This is a genomic window from Corynebacterium nasorum, assembly GCF_022347325.1.
Classification (GTDB): Bacteria; Actinomycetota; Actinomycetes; order Mycobacteriales; family Mycobacteriaceae; genus Corynebacterium; species Corynebacterium kefirresidentii.
This window is the reverse complement of record NZ_JAKRDU010000008.1, coordinates 63,398-82,659: the sequence shown is the minus strand read 5'-3', so window position 1 is coordinate 82,659 and position 19,262 is coordinate 63,398. Positions and strand designations below refer to the sequence as shown.

Annotated in this window: 15 protein-coding genes and 1 pseudogene; 8 read left to right on the top strand and 8 right to left on the bottom strand. The window is 56.8% G+C overall.

All coding sequences use genetic code 11. The annotated features are described in order from the left end of the window. The first annotated feature begins 280 nt into the window (after positions 1-280). From MHK05_RS07995 to MHK05_RS07985, 3 genes are all read left to right on the top strand, one after another. On the top strand, positions 281-1,498 hold the full coding sequence (locus MHK05_RS07995) for an amidohydrolase (protein ID WP_239205954.1): 1,218 nt from the start codon (positions 281-283) through the stop codon (positions 1,496-1,498). 549 nt (positions 1,499-2,047) lie between these two features. Beyond that, a complete protein-coding gene (locus MHK05_RS07990; RefSeq protein ID WP_034656263.1) occupies positions 2,048-3,322 on the top strand; it encodes a threonine/serine exporter family protein in 1,275 nt (424 codons plus the stop codon). 399 nt (positions 3,323-3,721) lie between these two features. Further along, positions 3,722-5,041 (top strand): MFS transporter, encoded by a 1,320-nt coding sequence (locus MHK05_RS07985; RefSeq protein WP_023020753.1) that lies wholly within the window; start codon positions 3,722-3,724, stop codon positions 5,039-5,041. A 399-nt stretch (positions 5,042-5,440) separates the two neighbouring features. Here the strand turns inward: MHK05_RS07985 and MHK05_RS07980 are convergent, their stop codons facing one another. From MHK05_RS07980 to MHK05_RS07955, 6 genes and pseudogenes are all read right to left on the bottom strand, one after another. Next, positions 5,441-6,760, bottom strand: a complete 1,320-nt coding sequence (locus MHK05_RS07980) for an amino acid permease (RefSeq protein WP_239205952.1) — start codon at positions 6,758-6,760, stop codon at positions 5,441-5,443. Between the two features lie 161 nt (positions 6,761-6,921). Further along, positions 6,922-7,053 (bottom strand): annotated as a pseudogene (locus MHK05_RS07975) (glycine betaine ABC transporter substrate-binding protein); the annotation flags it as partial. Positions 7,054-7,139: 86 nt separating this feature from the next. Then, the gene (locus MHK05_RS07970) at positions 7,140-8,531 is read right to left on the bottom strand and encodes a hypothetical protein (protein WP_239205950.1); all 1,392 of its coding nucleotides are present in this window, start codon (positions 8,529-8,531) and stop codon (positions 7,140-7,142) included. 502 nt (positions 8,532-9,033) lie between these two features. Next, positions 9,034-9,771 carry a sulfite exporter TauE/SafE family protein gene (locus MHK05_RS07965; RefSeq protein WP_239205948.1) on the bottom strand — a complete coding sequence of 246 codons (738 nt, stop codon included), beginning with the start codon at positions 9,769-9,771 and terminating at the stop codon, positions 9,034-9,036. A 43-nt stretch (positions 9,772-9,814) separates the two neighbouring features. Further along, positions 9,815-10,480 carry a TIGR03089 family protein gene (locus MHK05_RS07960; RefSeq protein ID WP_239205946.1) on the bottom strand — a complete coding sequence of 222 codons (666 nt, stop codon included), beginning with the start codon at positions 10,478-10,480 and terminating at the stop codon, positions 9,815-9,817. 25 nt (positions 10,481-10,505) lie between these two features. Next, entirely contained in the window at positions 10,506-12,137 is a 1,632-nt protein-coding gene (locus MHK05_RS07955; protein ID WP_086587976.1) for an LCP family protein, read from the bottom strand. A gap of 124 nt (positions 12,138-12,261) precedes the next feature. Here MHK05_RS07955 and MHK05_RS07950 point away from each other — a divergent pair, with 124 nt between their 5' ends. The 3 genes from MHK05_RS07950 (at position 12,262) to MHK05_RS07940 (ending at position 15,172) form a co-directional block, all read left to right on the top strand. After that, the gene (locus tag MHK05_RS07950) at positions 12,262-13,161 is read left to right on the top strand and encodes a glycosyltransferase family 2 protein (protein ID WP_023020759.1); all 900 of its coding nucleotides are present in this window, start codon (positions 12,262-12,264) and stop codon (positions 13,159-13,161) included. 100 nt (positions 13,162-13,261) lie between these two features. Then, complete coding sequence (manB, locus tag MHK05_RS07945; protein ID WP_239205944.1) at positions 13,262-14,356, top strand: mannose-1-phosphate guanylyltransferase; 1,095 nt, start codon at positions 13,262-13,264, stop codon at positions 14,354-14,356. 567 nt (positions 14,357-14,923) lie between these two features. Continuing rightward, on the top strand, positions 14,924-15,172 hold the full coding sequence (locus MHK05_RS07940) for a WhiB family transcriptional regulator (RefSeq protein WP_005528147.1): 249 nt from the start codon (positions 14,924-14,926) through the stop codon (positions 15,170-15,172). An 80-nt stretch (positions 15,173-15,252) separates the two neighbouring features. On the opposite strand, the gene MHK05_RS07935 is transcribed toward MHK05_RS07940, so the two are convergent. Then, a complete protein-coding gene (locus MHK05_RS07935) occupies positions 15,253-15,723 on the bottom strand; it encodes a metallopeptidase family protein (RefSeq protein WP_239205942.1) in 471 nt (156 codons plus the stop codon). A gap of 95 nt (positions 15,724-15,818) precedes the next feature. On the opposite strand from MHK05_RS07935, the gene MHK05_RS07930 reads away from it, so the two are divergent. Next, entirely contained in the window at positions 15,819-16,286 is a 468-nt protein-coding gene (locus MHK05_RS07930; RefSeq protein WP_023020762.1) for a DUF3499 domain-containing protein, read from the top strand. Positions 16,287-16,340: 54 nt separating this feature from the next. Continuing rightward, entirely contained in the window at positions 16,341-17,708 is a 1,368-nt protein-coding gene (locus MHK05_RS07925) for a phosphomannomutase/phosphoglucomutase (RefSeq protein ID WP_239205940.1), read from the top strand. Here the strand turns inward: MHK05_RS07925 and MHK05_RS07920 are convergent. Next, positions 17,705-19,060 (bottom strand): FAD-dependent oxidoreductase, encoded by a 1,356-nt coding sequence (locus MHK05_RS07920; protein WP_239205938.1) that lies wholly within the window; start codon positions 19,058-19,060, stop codon positions 17,705-17,707. The two genes, MHK05_RS07925 and MHK05_RS07920, sit on opposite strands and share 4 nt — an antisense overlap. Positions 19,061-19,262 lie beyond the last annotated feature (202 nt).

The window sequence follows — 19,262 nt, the reverse complement described above, 5'->3', positions numbered from 1 at the left end:
GAGTCTTCCTGAAAGGTCACTCGGTCAATCTAGGGCGGACGGGTGAAGCCCAGATACATGAAAAACAAACAATCAGTGAATTATTAATGTCCGATGGGTTAAAAGTGGATGCGTCATCAAATTTTTTTAAAAACTCCAGCTCAGCGGGCCGTGGTGCCTGTCTCTTTAACATAAAACTATGGCTGGCATTACAAAAATGCCTTGCTTGCCGACGCCCACCTTCCTCCCACCCTTCTACACTGGCACCCATATTCCACCGCGATTCCACAAGGAGGAAGCAATGTCTGTCCGCACTGTCTGCAGCAACTATGACTCCGTCAAAGTTTGGCAGGAGCCACTTTATAAGGACCTGCATCAGCACCCGGAGCTATCAATGCAGGAGGAGCGCACGCTTGGCATCATCAAGGGCAAGCTTGCTGACCTCGGGTTTGAACAAGTGGATGTAGGCGGTGGCGTGGTTGGCATCTTAGAAAATGGTGCCGGGCCAACTGTCATGCTGCGCGCGGATTTTGATGGCCTACCAGTCAAGGAGGACACTGGCCTGGATTATGCCTCCACCGATACCGCCCTTGACTCGGATGGAAACCCCATATCCGCCATGCACGCCTGCGGTCACGATTCGCACGTGGCCAGCCTGCTGGGCATGGGTGCGCTCATGGCGCAGGCTACCGACCAGTGGTCCGGCACCCTGCAACTAATTTTCCAACCGGGCGAGGAAATCGCTGCCGGTGCCCAGTCCATGGTGGATGACGGTCTGGTAGATAAGGTAGCAACTCCCGATGTTGTCCTAGGCCAACATGTTTTTGCTAGCCAATTTCCTGCTGGCACCGTTGCTCTTGCCGCAGGACCCTTCATGTCCACCGCGGTAAGTCTGGATGTCAAGGTTTATGGCCAAGGCTCGCACGGTTCCATGCCACACCTCAGCGTCGATCCAGTGGTGTTGGCCAGCTCCATTGTGATGCGCCTTCAGACAGTCATTTCCCGCGAACTAAGCCCTTCCGAGTTTGGCGTGTTGACCGTGGGTGCTATCAATGCCGGTTCGAAGGCAAATATCATTCCTTTTGAGGCTAACCTGAAGATCAACGTGCGCGCCTATAGCGAGCAAGTACGCGACAAAATCTCCGGCGCTATCGAGCGCATCGTCAACGCTGAGTGCCAGGCTGCCGGTAGCCCTCAGCCTGCTGAATTTAACTATCACGATGCCTACCCGCTTACCAGCAATGATGACGAGACCACGGCGCGGCTCCAGAAAGCCTTCACATCCTACTTCGGCGCCGACCGCGTTCTTACCGCAGAACCCCTCACGGCCAGTGAGGATTTCTCCACCATTGCGCGTGCCTTTGGGGTTCCCTATTGCTTCTGGGTATTTTCCGGCCGCGAAGAGGGAAAAGATGTTCCCAACCACAGCCCGCACTTCGCCCCGCTGCTCCAACCCACATTGCGCACTGGCACCGAAGCACTTGCTGCCGCTGCATTGAGCTATCTGGGCAACGACTAAGCGGGAAACTGTACATGGCCGCACGGTTCTTAAAAGATGTGCGGCCATTGCTGCTGGCATCCGGGCTGTGGGGGGAGTAGTTCATAGCCGCCAAGTCTGGTGAGTTTTCTCTATGCAAGGTTTTCCTGCGTCTACCGTTTCTTAGTGCAATTAACCGGCAGACCCCTAAAACAGCTCCAACGCCCGGGCCTCACTTGGGGCCGCAGGGCGCTGGAACTGGTTCTCTCTATCTCTCTTGCGTTCTCTCAAACGCATGAACTTAAGATAACTCCCTAGCCTGCTACGGGCCTGCGTTTTACCTGTGAGTATTGTGGTAATGGGGTGGAAATCGCCATATAAACGCGCAGACCAGCCCACGGTGTAAAAGGCGGCGACCTCTAGGTCGATGAAGAACTATTCATAGGGGGGCGGTTCTGCGTAGGATTCTAGGTAAAACTAAAAGTGTGTTCTCGGGCTTCGGTTGGGGTCGAGAAGCCTTTAAATAGGCGCTAAAACCGTGTCAGAGGAGGAGATGTGTCGCAACAATTTGATCCAGAATTGCACCGGCAAATGGGCGTGGAAGCGGATGTTGTCTTGCGGGTGGGAATGCTCCTAATGGGTGCCGGCACTTCTGGTTACCGTGTTTTAAGGGGGATGAAACGCAGTGCGCGAGCTTTGGGGTTTGACCACTTAGATGCCACAGTGGGTTTGACGCAGATTACTTGTACGTTCCACCGCGGGGAATATTTCAGGACAGTGATTGCCCGGCAACATTCTCCTGCGGTTGATGCTTCGCGGATAGAAGCCTTAGAAGACCTGACCCATAATCGGCTCTATGCGGGGATTACTGCCCAAGAATTGGCCGCAAAGCTGGATGTTATTGAGTTTGGAGTCAAAAAGCGCTGGAGCGGTTTAGTTCTTTCTTTTGCCGCCGCGATCGCGTGCGCGGCGTTTGCGTATCTTAACTGTTTCCCGCTAGAAGCGGTGGGGTTGGTGGCTCTAGCGGCGTTTGCAGGCCAGTTTGTGCGGTACACGGTTCTCCACCGGCACGTCCATCAAATCGGGGGAGTAATTGCTGGCGGGGCAACGGCAAGTATCGTTTTCTTCCTTTTAACGGAATTTTTTGGTGCGATAGGCTCAGTGGCTCCGAGTGAATTGTCCTCGGGCGTGGTAGCAGCGGTTTTATTCTTGATCCCCGGATTTCCTCTTTTCTCTGCTTTGATCGACATTGCGCGTTTTGATTTGGACGCAGGAATAGTCAGGTTAGGGTACGCCTTCACTGTTATATTTACAGCGACTTTCACAGTCTCGATGGTTAGCTGGTTGACACAACTTACCCCTGATCCGCCCGCCCCTGCACAGGATATGAAGTGGTTTTTGTTGGCGCCGGTCGCAAGTTTTCTGGGAATTGCTGGCTTTGCCTTTCTTTTCAACTCTTCCCGCCGCATGGTTTTGGTCGCAGCGTGTGTCGGAACGGTGGCAAACGAGCTCCGTTTGATCCTCATTCACGCAGGTACAACTATTTTCTTTGCGGCATTCGTGGGAGGACTATTGATTGGGCTGCTAGGTGCGGTTGCTTCTAAAAAGGCGCGCCTTCCTCGTATTACAACGACCGTTCCGGCTGCCGTGATTATGATTCCGGGGGTGACAATGTTTCGAGCAGTGTTTTATTTGAATGACGGTCAAATGGATCAAGCTTTGGCAAACGTTGCGACAGGAATGATGGTGGTTGGTTCTATTGGCGCCGGATTGGTGTTTTCTCGCCTGCTAACTGATAAGGATTGGGCATTGGGCCGACTTATTGATTTTGATAAAAAAATTCCGCAGAAGCCCTCTACAGCATGAAGTTAGGGTCTTAACTGGGAAAACGCCTGTGGCCCCCACTTCCTTTCGGAACTGGGGGCCACAGGCGTCTCTCTCACTGTTTCCATATATCGGCATGTGCCGCCCTGTGGAAACTGCAGGGGGTTCTCTCTATCTCTCTCATATGCGCTCTCTCAAACGCACGATCTCAGTATGGGGCACTGTGCTGTAGTGTCCATGAGGCTCGGCTGTTGGGTGGCTGTTAATGGCTGGGAGGGGATGGATAAGGCGCTGACAAGCGTAACAATTGTGGGGGAGTGCAATATTGGCGCATAAAAGTGACGTACACCATAAGTTGATTCTGTAGGGTTGAGGGCATGCGCGCAGCGGGCCTGCGCCGTTTTCAACTGCTTGTATAGCTACAGAATTGAGGTGAGGAGCATGTCTCCTCTCACTTCCCAACCCCCAGCCAATGATGCCGTGCCGGCACAGGTGGAAGATACAGAAGAAACAAAACGCCAGCATCGCTCGGCCATAAAGGCAGCGTTTATAGGCACCTTCATTGAGTGGTTCGATTACGCAGCCTATATCTATATGTCCGCGATTATCTCCCGAGTCTTTTTCCCGGAGATGGAAGGCCGCCGTGCCCTGATTATGACGTTTGCGCTCTTTGCGCTGTCATTCTTGGTGCGGCCTTTGGGTGGCATCGTATGGGGTCACTTCGGTGATAAACACGGACGCATCCAGACCCTAACGGTCTCCATTGTGATGATGTCCCTGGCTACCGCGTGCATCGGTTTCCTTCCTGGCTATGCCACCATCGGCTTCGCCGCGTCCCTTTTGCTGCTGCTGTGCCGCATGGTGCAGGGCTTTTCGGCAGCCGGTGAGTATGCAGGCGCGGCCACGCACTTGGCCGAGATCGCTCCGGCCGGCAAGCGCGGCATATATTCCGCGGTGGTGCCGTCCGCTACGGCTTCCGGCTTGTTGCTGGGCTCGCTCATTGCCTCGTTGCTGACGGGCGTGCTCGACGATGCCGCCTTGGATTCCTGGGGCTGGCGCGTGCCTTTCTTGATTGCGTTGCCTTTGGGCATGTACGGTCTGTGGATTCGCCGTCATACGGAGGAGTCCTCCCACTTTGAGGATCAGGATGAACCGGAAGAATCTCCGTTGCGGGAGGTGCTCAAGTATCCCAAGGCCTTGGCCATTGCCTTTGCTGGTGCGGTGCTCAACGCCATTGGCTTCTACGTCATTTTGACCTACCTGCCCACCTACCTCTCAGAAGAGTTGGGTATGGCCGCAACCCCGGCGTTTATAGCGTCCTCTGTTGCCTCCGCATTCTATGTGGGCTTTGCCTTGCTTACCGGCATGCTTTCGGACCGCCTGGGCCGCCGCACGACCATGCTGTGCGCGGCCGCTTTTATGGGCGTGACTATCATTCCGGCCTTTATGCTTCTCGACGGCGCCGGAATCCTCCTCGTCATTATCATTCAGGTCTGCTTGGGTGGCGTGCTGGCGCTCAACGACGGCGTCCTGCCCTCCTTCCTTTCCGAGCAGTTCCCCACGCACGTCCGTCTATCCGGTTTCGCTCTGACGTTTAATACGGCCAATGCTGTCTTTGGCGGTACTGCTCCGATGATCGCCACCTGGCTTATTGATGTCACTGGTCTGCAGCTTGCCCCTGCTTTCTATTTGGTGGCTGCGGCGCTGGTGACTGGAACCGCGGTGCTATTCGCGTCGAAAAAGAATAAGCTGCACCAGTAGCGTTTCGCTATAAAAGGATAAAACGCCTGCGGCCCTCGGAACCGGAAGGAACCGAGGGCCGCAGGCGTCTCTCTCTACAAGGTGTTTCCATGTATCGGCCTAAGCCGCCCTCTGGAAACTGAGGGGTTCTCTCTATCTCTCTCGTATGCGCTCTCTCAAACGCATGATTTAAGTATGGGGCACGGGGCTGCTACCACAATGGATTGTGCCTGATAGGTCCCTGCTAGTTGCTGAAAGTTTACTGCTAGCCCATTTGTGGCTTAATAGTCATAACTTTCGGCAGTATTTGCATCCGCGCCAATGCGTTGCAAGTGTGTGCGGCGCCTTTTCCTGTTCTGACATGTTGTCTCCCGCCTTGTCAGACAGGAAAAGTACTTGTCGAACCACTTTTTTATGGGATTATTGGAATATTCCCCAGATGGTGGCAAAGAGCACGATAAAGCCCATGACCGCCACGAAATAGTTGGTCTTTTTGCCACGGAAGCGGGCTAGGGCGTCCACTCGGTAAATGACCCAGATGGGAAGCAGGTAGGTCATGAAGGCGAAGAATACGCCGCCCACGACAGAAATCATGTCCAGGATGGAGGGGTTGAAAATTCCTACCAGTGACGTGGCGATGAAGATGAAGAGGTAGGTCCATAGGTCGAGCGTGCGGGCAGACATCTTCTTTGTGGCTTTCGGTGCGGCCAGGTTGAAGAGGTACTGGGTGCCCTCGATGGTGCCAAGGGCATGGCCGAAATAGGAAGAAGCCACCGCACAAATAACCACGATGGGTGCCATGTAGGCCATAAATGGGGTGCCGGTTTCGTTGGCGAAGTAGGAAAGTACCGGCAGGTTCTTGTCATTTGCCTCCTGCATGCCGTCTGCGCCCATGGCCAGTGCGCAGGACCAGACAAAGAACATGGTGAAGACGGTCAGCAAGATGGCGGAATTGCGGATAACCTTATCGGACTGTGCGTGGTGGTCCGCTCCGTATTCCTTTTCCATGCCCAGCGAGAATTGGGAAATCGCAGCAACGAAGGAGAAGGAGAACACCAAGACGGGAAGGATAAGGATAATGGCCTTGATAACCCCGCCAGCGGTGTGATCGCCGGCCTCCATGAAGGAGCCGAGGTCCCATTGCGGACTGAGGTAGAGCGATACTGCTGCCAGCGCCACGATGAGCGGATAAACCACGAACTGGGCAATCTTCAACATGATGGCATTGCCAAAGGCAAGTGCCAGCGTCATCAGTCCTACGCACAGCGGTGCCAAGATATAGCGAGAAATTTCCGGCCCACCTAGCTGGTTGACGATGAAACTATCGACCGTATTAGTAATCGATACGCCGTAAATGAGCACCACCGGGAAGATGGTGAACCAGTAGATAATCGCGAGGATAATGCCGTTGCCCCGGCCAAAGAAGTGGGTGAGTACTGCAAGGACGTCTTCGCCATGCAGCGGCGAATAGCTAATGATCCAGGAGAAAGCACGGTGGGCCAGGTAGGTCATCGGGAAGATGAGCAAGGTGGCTACCAGTAGCGGGATGAAGCCGAAGCTGCCGGCGGAAATCGGCAAGAAGAGGATACCTGCGCCCACGGCAGTGCCGAAGAGCGTGATGGTCCACTGGCTATTGACGGCCTTATTGGTAGTCACCTGGCTGCCGCTTGGGGTGTCTGCGCTGCCGGTAGTGGGTGAACTGGCCGGTGAAGCAGGCGCATTCGCAGTCGTGTGAGACATAGAATTCATCCTTCAGTACGTGTGAATAAGACAACATAAACAATCTATCTGAAGGTTTTGGCGAACGAAAGTAAAAGTATGATCTAAGTTAAAGAAATATTAAAGACCGCCGCACCGAGGGTGGTGCAACGGTCTTTGGGGATCTTGCTAAGGCTTGGCAGCTAGTCCGCGATCAGGTTTTCTTCCTTCAAAAAATCGAGTGCCACGGTGGTGTAGTCCTCACCGTCGACGTCGACGCGGGCATTGAGTTCCTGCATCTTTTCGTCGTTAAGCAGCTGTGAAACGATCAAGAAGAAGGCCGCCGCACCATCAGTGGTGCAGCGGCCTTCTCTTTGAGACTGGCTAGGAAACTATGTTCCTAGGGAAGAAGTAGGGGTTCTTAGAACAGACCCTCAGCCTTCTTGCCAAAGTCATTCAAGGTGTGCTCGCGGGAATCAACGTTCTGGTCGTTGTGCTTGGAGTCATCACCCTTGATGCGGGAGGTCTGGGTTACCTCGATGTTATTGATGAGGCGGCCTTCCTTGGTCTTGCCATCGCCGAAGTCCAGGTTCGCAATGCGAGCCTCTTCGCCAGCGTTAATCGGGTTAGCCAGGGTTACCTCGAAGGAGCGGGTGGAGGTCTTCTCGTTGAAGCCCAGGTCACGGATGTGAGCGCCGTTGGAGGAACGCGGAGTGATGAGGCGGTCAACGCCCTTCGGGCCCTTGGCGGTCTTCACATCAACGCGGAACTGGGTAGCTGGGAACTCGCCGTAGTAGCGCTCGGAGCCAACGTTCTTGGCGCGGACTGCAACGGTGCCTGCGAAGCCAGCGTGCTTAGCGCCGGAAACGGTCATGTAAGGCTCGAGGTCGAGCTTGTGCTTGGAGTCCTTCTTGTCCTCCTTGGCATCAACCTCTTCCTGCTTCTTCTTGTCAGCAGCCTCTTCGTTCTTGCCCTCTGCCTCAGAAACCTTCTCGGCATCTTCCTTGGCGGTGCCCTCGGTGTCCTTGATTACCTCTGCGTCAGCCTCGAGGTTCTTGTCCTCTTGCACAACCTTCGGGTCGTTGACGTCGGTGGTGTTCTGGGCATCCTTGTTAGGAGCGTAGGAATCAGACAGCTTGTCGTACAGCTTGACGCGAACTTCGTTCTTAACCGGCTGCATTGCATTCCAAGCGGTCGGGGTGGACCAGGTGCCGTTTGGCTTGCAGTACTGCTGGGTACCGGTCATGTTCAGCACGCGGAAGCCGTAGGTAGCTTCACCGGTGTGGTTTGGCGGAACGTCGTAAGGTCCGATGGACTGGCCAGCCTCCCAAGACAGGGAGTAGGAGGCGCTAGCACCAATCTTGGTTGCGATCTCGTGGGAGATGCCTGCGGAGCCTTCAGCATTCTTGCCGGAGCCCTTGCCGCCCAGGTTCATGGACGTGGTCTCGGTGCGGTCACCGTTGACGGAAACGGAGATGGACTGGGACTTGGACAGATCCTGCTGCAGTGGGATGTCCTTCTTGGTCTGGTTGGTGGTGGAGATGGTGCCGGCCGGCAGGAAGCGATCGGAAACCTTGTAGACCACGGTGCGGTGGTCTTCCCACGGGTTACATACCGGGCGAGGGTTCAGAACGTTCGCCTTCATGTGGTCGGAACCGTGGGTGGTGTGGATGATGGGCAGCTGCGGGTTCAGGGCCGGGGTCTCTGGGTAAGACTCGGTCTGGGCGGTGGCGCCAGCCAGCGGTGCCGCGAATGCGGCGCCGGCGACGATGAGGCCGGCGGTCAAGCCGGTCATGCGACGACGAATCGACATCTAGAACTTCTCCTAATGCAGGTAGAAAATGAATGAACTAATGAATGAAATCCAGCAACTTTCGGAGTTGCGCTAAGAAAACGCAAAAACACGCTTAAAGTTACGTCATCTCTTAGATGTCTATATATTTTGCCTTCAGAAGGAGCGATATATTTTATATAGACTAAGCTGTTTATTTGGCCTTGTTCCCGCTAAGTGGTCGATAGTGCGTCAAAAATTATTGATGGATAGATGTCTATACATTGCCTATTTGGCGCGAATTGGAATACCCCTTATATGGGGGTATTTGACTCTTCCCTAAAGTGGTGTACGAGTCTTGTGGGGAAATTATGGGCGTGCCACTATATGCGTCGTGCGCTGCATTTAAGCGGGTGAAAGGCGGTTATAAAATGCCTGCGCGTGAATGTTACATGTCATAAGTTATAGGCGTTTACATGGCAGAGGTTGGTGCTTTTCGCAACCGGAACTGTCCAGGATGTTCCGAAGAGGGTGGGGTGCAGGGCTAGAAGAGGGCGGATTCAACGATCAGCATGAGGGCTGCAGAGATGGCCACAATGATGACGATGCGGTTGAGCAGTTTCCTATCTATAAATCGGTTGAGGTAGTTCGCTGCGATAAGTCCAATGACAATAAGGGGGAAATAGGCCGCCGCAGCGGTTACTTGGGTGCTGCTGATCTGTCCATTGAGCGCCAAAATTATAAGAGAAATTAAGGTTCCGAGGACGAAGGTGCCAGCCAAAGTGCCGCGGGTACGGTTCGGATCAAAACGCTTCATAATCAACGCCATGGGCGGGCCGCCTATGGAAGTGGAGGTGCCCAGGATGCCGGAGGCTACGCCGGCGATGAGCGTATTGAGGGTGGTCGGCCGCGGGCTCCATCCCAAACTGGATAGGGTCATGGCAAAGAGTACGGCGCAACCGATGAAGATGGATAGTCCATTGGGGGACAGACTCGCGATTGCCCAAGCGCCTATTAAAGAACCGGGGATGCGGGCAAGAGAAGAGATTCCCACCACGCGCCAAGAAGTCTCGCGGTAGGAGCGCGATAACGTATAGCTAGAAATGCACAACGCGAGCAACAGAATGAGCGTGGGTAGGAGCTCAGGCCGAATGAGCGCGATGATGGGCGTGGCAATGGTCCCTAAACCAAAACCGATGGCGCCCTGAGTGATGGTGCCGGCAAGGATGAGGAGGCCGATGAAGATATAGGACCATGCGTCCGCGGAGATTCCCAGAAACATAACGAGTGCTAAGTGTATCTGGGCTCAATCCTGCCGACTAAACCTAGGAAAGGCGAGCTGTCACTTTCTCATTGGAGGCGATTTCCTCCAACCGCTCTGCTGGGCACACGCCGGCAACGATGACGGCGGAACCTCCCGCGGCGAGGGGTTCGAGCACGGCGCGGGAAAAAGACTCATTATCAGACCAGCCGGTAGATAGCAGGCGCTCGGCGCTCGCAGGAGTATTGACGAGTTGCGGCAGTGGCTGGGTTTCACCAAAGTACTGATCGCCGTAGAAGCGCACGGTAGGGCCGAAATCAATAGCGCCAGTGGGTAGATCGCCGCCGGATTCTACGACGCCGCGGCCAAAGGGGTCCTCGCTGATGAGCACGATATCGGCTTGGGGTTGACGTTCATGGGCGGCGGGGTAGCGGGAGGGGGAGGTAAAGACGACGTCGGCAAGCGCGGCAGACTCGCCAAAGCTATAGGAAGGGCCGGAGGCGAGCGCACCCAAGGCCACAACGGCCGCTTGCCACGAGGAGGGCAGATCGATGGCAATGGTGGAATCTGCCTCCAGGTCGAGCTCTTCTTCCAGCATATTGGCGATCTTCGCTACCCAATTGTCGAGCGTTTGCCCGGAAAAATCCATGCGTGCGCCGGTGGTCTCGTTATATACGGTAAGGCGCGGAGAGGCGGCATCGGCATGCAAAAGATGGGCGAGTAGTTCCATACTCGCCCATCGTAGGGGAGAAGTGCTAGTTCACGCAGCGCGGGCCATCGCCACCGGCGTCGATTTCTGGGGAAACCTTGGCGGTACCGAAGTCATCGCCCGGGGTGCCTACCGGCTGGCTGGACTTGTCTTCCTCCGGCTCTTGGGCGCTGGCCTCCTTATCGGAGGGGCCCTGGTAGTCATCGGTAGCCACGACGATGAGGGTGTCATTATCGAGCTGCGGGTTCTCTGCCACCGGCAGGCCACCCAGTTTCTTGGCTAGGGCTTTCGCCTCCTTGCTCGTCGGATCAGCGGCTACCACTTGCGACTCACTGTAGATGCCCGGTTGCGCGTTAGCGGAGCGCTCTACCGTATAGCCCTTGCCCTCAAGCCAAGAGCCGATGCCGGAAGCTAGGCCGTCAATATTGCCGGCGTTGAGGACGTGGATATTGATATTAGGATCGACGTCCTTGTCCTTGTCCGCCTTTTTCTGCTTGTCCTTATCCTCGGCCTTGGCCTCATCGGTGGCTTCATCGTGGGACTTAGCCAAATCGTCCATGAAACGGTGAACCTCGGCGGCGTCGATAGTGACGATAGATTCGCCATAATCGCCCTGGCCGTCGATGGAGGTAACAGGGATGGTGGTGAAGGTGACATTGCCGCCTGCCAGGCCGGCAAGCTGGGTAACAAAGCCCATAATGTCCCAGCCCTCATCGATGACTACGGAGCGTTCCACCGCCTTGGCAATCTTGGAAAGCTTGGAGGGATTAGCCAGGGTGTCATTGTCCAAGATCTTATTGACCAGGGAAGCCATAAAAGCCTGCTGGCGCACGATGCGGTCGAGGTCGCCGCGCGGCAGGTTGTAGCGCTGGCGCACAAAGGCTAGGGCCTTGGCGCCATCGAGGGTCTGCTTGCCCTTGCTGAACTTAGCGCCAGACATATCGTCATTGACGTCATCATTGAGGCAGACTTCGACACCATCGACGGCGTCGGTAAGCAGGGTAAAGCCCAGCAGGCCCACCTCCGCGTAGTGGTCGATGGACACACCGGTCAAGGACCGCACCATGGCCAATAACCCTTCGCGGCCGGCCTCGACGCCCTGCTTTTCGATGTCCTTATCCGAGTGCGGCTTCTTTTTGCCCTTTGCTTCTGCCTCTGCGTTTTCCTGCTTGAGCTCGTCCACCTTGGCGTTCTTGTGAGAGGCGAAGACAGCATTCATCTTCATATTGCCGTACTCCGGATCCTTAACATAGGTATCGCGCGGAATGGACACGGCGGTAGCACGGGAACCATCCTCCGGAACGCGGATGAGCATCATGGTGTCGGTATTTTCCTCACCATCGGCCACGCCGGCGTGCAGGTCTGCTAGTTCCTTATCGGAGAGGGGATCGCCCTTAGCATCGGTGCGCGAATCCTTGCCCACCAGCAAGATATCCACCGCGCCATCGAGCGAGTCACCGGAAAGTCCCTTGCCGCCTAAGGACAAGTCCTTGGCAGAAGACATACCATTATCAAGCCGGCCGACGGTGGCATAACCCACGCCAGATACCACCAGGATCAGGGCGGATAGCAGGGCTACGATCGTCTTTATGGCCGTGGAACCTTTTTGCTTTACCGCACTAGCGGCAGAGGGCGCCGGCTGAATGGTGCGCGCCCGGCGAGTGTTCTCAGAAGTCACAAGTGGAGGCTTTCTAGATTGGTGGGGATCTGGAGACAGTTTAGGGCAGAACGTTAAAAACTTAGTGATCCGCGTCCGATTTCGCGTGTTCGGGCAGTGTCCCTGCCCAGCGCGAGGAGTGCTTGTGACTAAGCTCGTGGCCATTGTGACTACTCCAACTCAACTCCCACTGGCCGTGATCACCGTGACTTATAGTCCCGGACAATACCTCGGTAGTTTTTTAGACTCCCTGCCGAGTGCGTACGCCCGCGGCACCAAGGTGGTGCTTGCGGATAATGGCTCTACCGACGGTGTTCCCGAGGCTGCCGCCCGCGAGCGCGCCGGGGTAGATTTCCTCGATACCGGCGGGAATATCGGCTATGGCGCTGGCATGAACGCCGGTGCCCGCTTCGCCCGCGAGCGCGGCGGAGTAGATGAGGAATTTTTCCTGATTTCCAACCCGGACGTTGCCTTTAGACCGGGATCTATCGATCGGCTCATCGAGTGTGCCCGCAAATGGCCGGACGCTGCGGCCGTGGGCCCGCGCATAGTAGAGCCGGACGGCACCAATTACCCCTCTGCCCGTGCCGTGCCTACCGTCGCCACCGGCATTGGGCACGCCCTCTTTTCCTCGATCTGGCCCTCTAATCCGTGGTCGCGCGCTTATCGCAATGAAACCGATATGACTACGCAGCGGCCGGCTGGTTGGTTATCTGGTTCCTGCCTTCTTGTGCGTTGGGAGGCTTTTGAAGCCATCGGCGGATTTGATGAGCGTTACTTCATGTACCTCGAAGACGTAGATCTAGGCGATCGCTTCGCGCGCGCCGGCTACCAAAACATTTTCTGCCCAGAAGCAGTCATCAGTCACGCCAAGGGGCATTCCACACAAGCACACGCCGGCGCCATGCTACGCGCGCACCATGACTCCGCCTACCGCTTCCAAGCAGACCGCCACCCCGCCTGGTGGCAGGCCCCATTGCGTGGTGCACTGTGGCTGGGGCTGCGGGTGCGTGGGTTAATTGCCTCGGCATCGGCAGGTTCTTAGGCCGCGGTGCGCGTGCCGTTGACCTAGATTGCGCTTTTAAGCTCTACACTGTCCCTCAGAAAATCACCGAATAAAACTGTCTGCATACATAAGGAAGACTATGACTGAAGCAGTCACCACCCACGGTGCCAGCACGGATGCAGTGATTCTCGTTGGCGGTCGCGGTACCCGCCTGCGTCCACTAACCATCGGTACACCGAAGCCGATGCTGCCGACGGCCAACTATCCGTTCCTGCAGCATCTTCTCGCCCGCATCAAGGCCGCCGGCATCGAGCACGTGGTCATGTCTACCTCATATAAGGCTGAGGTCTTTGAGGAGTACTTCGGCGACGGTTCGGACCTAGGCCTGGAGATCGAGTACGTGGTGGAAGAGACCGCACTCGGTACCGGCGGCGGTATCCGCAATGTCTACGACAAGCTGCGCAATGACACCGTCATGGTCTTCAACGGCGATGTGCTGTCCGGCATGGACCTGGAGGGAATCCTCACCACGCACCATGACAAGGACGCCGATGTCACCATGCATCTGCTCAACGTGGCTGATCCTCGTGCCTTCGGCTGCGTGCCTACCGATTCCAATGGTCGGGTAACCGCCTTCTTGGAAAAGACTGAGGACCCGCCGACCAACCAGATCAACGCCGGCTGCTACGTATTCAAGTGTTCGGTCATCGAGTCTATTCCGGCCGATCGTGTCGTCTCTGTCGAGCGCGAGACTTTCCCGGGACTGCTGGCAGAGGGTCGCCTCGTTGTCGGTCACGTGGACAACTCCTACTGGCGCGACATGGGCCGCCCAGATGACTTCACTCGCGGATCGTCGGACTTGGTGCGCGGCATTGCGCCTTCCCCGCTGATTGAAGGCAAGACCGGCGAGTCCTTGGTGGATCCTTCGGCCGGCATCGCTGGTGGCGTGCTGCTGCTGTCCGGTACTGCCGTGGGCCGTGGTTCCGAGGTAGGCGCCGGATCTCGCCTCGAGGGCACCGTCGTCTTCGATGGCGTGCGCATTGAGCCAGGTGCCATCATTCATAACTCCATTATTGCCTCCGGCGCACATATTGGCGCCAACGCGGTCATTGAAAACTGCGTCATTGGCGAGGGCGCCCACATTGGAGCGCGCTGCGAGCTTCTCGACGGCATGCGTGTCTTCCCCGGCGTTTCCATCCCGGACGCTGGAGTGCGTTTTAGCTCCGATGCTTAACGCTCCTGCCGTGGGCTAGGAACTGCGATAAGTCCAACCAGGACAGGCCGAACTGAGGAAAATGCGTCTTTGGTTCGGCCTTTTTCATGCGGAATTACTCAGTCCGTCCTTCTGAGGTTGCCACCATAATGCGAAATCTGTGCAGCGTTGCTGAGTACGTAGATCCCTTCTTTGAGAGATTGTGCGCGCGACACGCCGGAATTTTCTGAAAATTGTTGACAGAAAAACGGGGTGCCACTACATGTAGTACCCCCTACCTATACCCCCGGTGGGGAGTAGTTGTTACAGATGTGACGCGTGGGGATCGTGTGCTGCGTTTTTGCCGAAAAGTGCGAAGAAGCCGCTAATTCGGGTTGACGATATTTAGTGATCCGGTGTGAAATTACATCAGTGAAAGAAACAGCGGCCGACGCCGTTACTTCCACACCGGCCCAGCGGGGTTACCCAAAGGGAATGTGGTGTACGGTCGGTTGCACTGATTAGAATTACCCAACCTCGGAGAAAGGAAAAGGCGTGGACAAAATGGCTAATAACAACGCCATTCTCCGTGGCGGTGCTGCTGCAGAGATGTCACTCGATGAACTCTTCGGTGCCGTCGAGCAGGAGTGGCAGGACCAAGCGCTGTGCGCGCAGACGGACCCTGAAGCATTCTTCCCTGAAAAGGGAGGTTCTACCCGTGAGGCTAAGCGCATTTGCCAGGCCTGCGCGGTGCGTGATGAATGCTTGGAGTACGCGTTGGAGCACGACGAGCGCTTCGGTATTTGGGGCGGGCTATCGGACCGTGAGCGCCGCCGCCTCAAGCGCGAGATTGGATAATTAAGGTGTCCAGAAAGGCCCCGGGCAAGCACATGACGTGCGGCCCAGGGCCTTTCTGCTGGGTCATATCGTGAAGGTGGCTACCAGCTATAGCGTGGATCCGCTTCCTCCGGGTCCAAGTTGAGATAATTCGCCACGAGCGCGGTAATAACCGTACCTAGAAGCTCGGAACGCTCGGACGGGGTGGAAGCGCGCTGCTCGATGGGCATGCGGAAAATGACCAACCGGGCGCGCGTGGGGTGGCCGGCGGAGTCTACGCCGGCAGGAACCACGCGCCCGAGGGGGACCGGCCCATCGGCGATAATCTCATCCGGGAGCACGGTCATATCGGGTGAGAGCCGCATGCGCGGAATGGTGTCTACGGCTAGGTCGAGGCCACGCAATTGCGGGGCGAAGGAGTTTTGGATGGGGGCATAGGCCTCCAAGACGGCCATGTCGAAGTGCTCGCGCGCGCTGCGGTAGCGCGGAGTCTGCTGGGGGAGGAGGGGTCCGCGCATGCCGTGGCCGTGTCGGTCGCGGGCGGGGCGGATGTGCGGGCGAGCGGCGGTCATGCCCTGATTCTAAGGCGCAGGTGGTCTGGATTTAGCGGAGCCACGCCGGGGCGAAGACTATCTAAATCTCAACTAAGGGTTTAGACTTATGCGCTGTGACTATTTCTCGCCATTGCTCCCGCCCAGGCTGCGGCCGCCCCGCCGTGGCGACATTGACCTATGCGTACGCGGACCAGACGGCCGTGGTCGGCCCGCTGGCGGAAGAAGAGAACCCGCACAGTTGGGACCTGTGCGCCACGCACCGCGATCGCATCTCGGCTCCGGTGGGCTGGGAGCTGGTGCGCGTCGATCGCATCGAGCTGGATGAGGAAGACGATCTGATGGCCCTGGCAGAAGCGGTCAAGGAAGACGGCCGCGTGACCACCGGCTTGGTCGATGACGGTAGCGCCGGTTCGGGGGCAGACCCTATCGACTATTCCGCGACCTTTGATGGCGCTGACCCAGCTAATTCGAATCACCCGGTCTTTCGTACCCGTCGCGTGGCTTATGCCAAAAAGGCCCGCCGTGCCCACCTTTCGGTTGTACCCGATGAAATAACGCCGGCGGAATCGGAACTGGACTGACACGGACCCCGCAGTGCAGTAGTTTCCCTGCGGGCGAGAGTACTATTGCTGGGTATGCGAACTCGTGAGCAGCTTGATGCAGTAATTAAGGCCTATGACGTCCGTGGCGTGGTGGGCGAAGACATCGATGAACACTTCGTGCGCGATACGGGCGCTGCGTTTGCCGCCATCTTGCGTGAGGAAGGCGAAAATACCGTGGCCGTCGGCCACGATATGCGTCCCTCCTCACCGTCTTTGGCGCGCGCCTTCGCTGAGGGTGTGACCTCGCAGGGCCTCAATGTGACCCTGTTGGGGCTGACCTCTACCGACGAGCTTTACTACGCCGCTGGTTCCCTGGAGTGCGCGGGCGCTATGTTTACCGCCTCCCACAACCCAGCCAAGTACAACGGAATTAAGCTCTGTCGTGCCGGCGCAGTGCCTGTGGGCCAGGAGACTGGTTTGGGGCAGATTAAGCAGATGCTTATTGAAGGCACCCCTGAGTACACCGGCACTGAAGGTGCGATTGCAGAGCAGGAGATTCTGGCTGGCTATGCGGACTTCCTACGCAAGCTGGTGCCGTTGGAGGATTCCAAGCCTCTCGTCGTGGCTGTAGATGCCGCCAATGGTATGGGTGGCCACACCGTGCCGGCTGTCTTCGATGGCCGGCCTTTCGAGGTTCGTGATTTGTACTTCGAACTTGACGGTACCTTCCCGAACCACGAGGCTAATCCGCTGGACCCGAAGAACCTGGTGGATCTGCAGAAGTTCACCGTGGAGCAGAAAGCCGATATTGGCTTGGCTTTTGATGGTGATGCGGACCGCTGCTTCGTCGTGGATGAAAAAGGCCAGCCTGTTTCCCCGTCTGCCATTTGCGCGTTGGTGGCAGGACGCTACTTGGATAAGTTCCCCGGCGCTACCATCATCCACAACTTGATTACCTCTAAGACCGTGCCGGAGCTCATCAAGGAAAAGGGCGGCACCCCAGTGCGCACCCGCGTGGGTCACTCCTTCATTAAGGCGCAGATGGCTGAGCACAAGGCCGCCTTCGGCGGTGAGCACTCCGCGCACTATTACTTCCAGGAGTTCTGGAATGCTGATTCCGGCATGCTTGCCGCTATGCACGTGCTGGCAACGCTCGGACAGTCCGATAAGCCGCTAAGCGAGCTCATGGCAGAATACTCCCGCTATGAAGCCTCTGGTGAGATCAATTCCACCGTGGAGGATCAGAAAGCCGCTACCCAGGCAGTGCTGGATGAGCTGGCGGATAAAATTGAGTCCGTCGATGAGCTGGATGGTGTGACCGTCGAGCTCAAGGGAACCGAGGCATGGTTTAACGTACGCGCCTCCAATACGGAACCGCTGCTACGCCTCAACGTAGAGGCAAAGACCGCCGACGAAGTTCAGGCCATCGTCGACGAAGTCCTCGCCATCATCCGCCGTTAAACCTCGGCGCGCGAGTGGGAGACCATGTCCTCCCACTCCACGAACTTCTTGCGTTCGCGGCCCTCGCGTTCGCCCAGTGCGCGCTCGGCCGCGTCTAAACGCTGCCAGTCTTGCCACGTCAAGTATTCGATTCCCCGCTCGCTAAGGACCTCGGTGATATCTGCGTCGCTGGAAGGGGAGGGGAGGGTGCCGGAGGCGGCGTCGGCAAGCAGCATGCCAATCGTTTCCGTGGCATCGGACTTGGTATTGCCAATGAGCCCCACTGGCCCGCGCTTAATCCATCCGGTGGTGTACAGGCCCGGAACTACCTTGCCGGCCGCATCGATGACATGGCCACCATCGTTATTGATGACGTTTTTGTCCTGGTTGAAGGGCACGCCATCGACCGCATCGGAGCGGTAGCCGGTGGCGAAATAGACCGCCTGCGCCGGCCATTCGGTGAACTTCCCGGTACCGTGCACGCTGCCATCCCCATTAAGGGCGGTGCGCTCGGTCTTAATCCCGCTGACTTTGCCGTCCTTACCCATGATCTCCACCGGCTGCTCAAAAAGGTGAATCTGCAGGGTGTGCGGTGCCTTTTTCGGATCTCGAATGGCGTACTGCTCGAGCACCTGGCACACCAAGTCAGTGGACTTGCTTTCTTGGCGCGCGGCCAGCGAAGCCTCGTCATAGTCAATGTCCTCCGGGGAAACCACGACATTAATGGACTCGGAATGGTCCAGCTCCTTGAGCTCCTGCGGGGTGAACTTGGCCTGCGCCGGGCCGCGGCGGCCGAAGACGCGCACGGTCTCGGCCTGGTTCTGGGCCAGGGAATCGTAGACATTATCGGGGATTTCGGTCACCTTGAGCTCGTCACCAGTCTTGGCCAGGATGCGGGAGACATCAAGGCCCACGTTACCCACGCCGATGACTGCGACCTCTGTGGCGGAAAGATCCCAATTGCGCTCGAAGCGCGGGTTGCCATCGTAGAAGCCCACGAACTCGCCGGCACCATGCACGCCGTCGAGGTCCGCGCCGGAGATATCGCGGTGGCGGTCGCCCACGGCGCCGGTGGCAAAGACCACGGCATCATAATGCTGCTGCAGCTCATCGACGGTGATATCCCGGCCGATGTGCACGTTGGTCAGCAGGCGAATCTGCTCCGTATCGAGTACGCGGTGGAGGGATTTAATGATGCCTTTAATGCGCGGATGGTCCGGTGCTACGCCGTAACGGATGAGGCCAAAGGGGGCGGGCATCTGCTCAATGAGGTCAATCTGTACCTCACCACCGGTCTTTTTTACCAAGATGTCGGAGGCATAGATGCCGGCTGGACCGGCACCGATCACGGCTACTTTTAAGGGCTGATTCATGTTGTGCGAAGGCCTTTCTCTTTCTCGCGGGGCTAGACCGCTGGGTTCATTTTCTTAGCTTTATCTTTCTGGCAATTGAACCGTCTGGTCTAGATTGCGGCAAGGCTAAGAATTAGTTTCTAAAATTATTCTGACTTTTGCGCAGGTTATGGCGATTTTTTACTTGAAAATAAAAAAGACCGCTTTGTCTGTCTGATTTAGA

Excerpts from the sequence above, each read along its gene's own strand:
- MHK05_RS07995 (WP_239205954.1), top strand. The coding sequence starts at position 281 with ATGTCTGTCCGCACTGTCTGCAGCAACTATGACTCCGTCAAAGTTTGG.
- MHK05_RS07990 (WP_034656263.1), top strand. The coding sequence starts at position 2,048 with ATGGGCGTGGAAGCGGATGTTGTCTTGCGGGTGGGAATGCTCCTAATG.
- MHK05_RS07985 (WP_023020753.1), top strand. The coding sequence starts at position 3,722 with ATGTCTCCTCTCACTTCCCAACCCCCAGCCAATGATGCCGTGCCGGCA.
- MHK05_RS07980 (WP_239205952.1), bottom strand. The coding sequence starts at position 6,760 with ATGTCTCACACGACTGCGAATGCGCCTGCTTCACCGGCCAGTTCACCC.
- MHK05_RS07970 (WP_239205950.1), bottom strand. The coding sequence starts at position 8,531 with ATGTCGATTCGTCGTCGCATGACCGGCTTGACCGCCGGCCTCATCGTC.
- MHK05_RS07965 (WP_239205948.1), bottom strand. The coding sequence starts at position 9,771 with ATGTTTCTGGGAATCTCCGCGGACGCATGGTCCTATATCTTCATCGGC.
- MHK05_RS07960 (WP_239205946.1), bottom strand. The coding sequence starts at position 10,480 with ATGGAACTACTCGCCCATCTTTTGCATGCCGATGCCGCCTCTCCGCGC.
- manB (WP_239205944.1), top strand. The coding sequence starts at position 13,262 with ATGACTGAAGCAGTCACCACCCACGGTGCCAGCACGGATGCAGTGATT.
- MHK05_RS07940 (WP_005528147.1), top strand. The coding sequence starts at position 14,924 with ATGTCACTCGATGAACTCTTCGGTGCCGTCGAGCAGGAGTGGCAGGAC.
- MHK05_RS07935 (WP_239205942.1), bottom strand. The coding sequence starts at position 15,723 with ATGACCGCCGCTCGCCCGCACATCCGCCCCGCCCGCGACCGACACGGC.
- MHK05_RS07925 (WP_239205940.1), top strand. The coding sequence starts at position 16,341 with ATGCGAACTCGTGAGCAGCTTGATGCAGTAATTAAGGCCTATGACGTC.
- MHK05_RS07920 (WP_239205938.1), bottom strand. The coding sequence starts at position 19,060 with ATGAATCAGCCCTTAAAAGTAGCCGTGATCGGTGCCGGTCCAGCCGGC.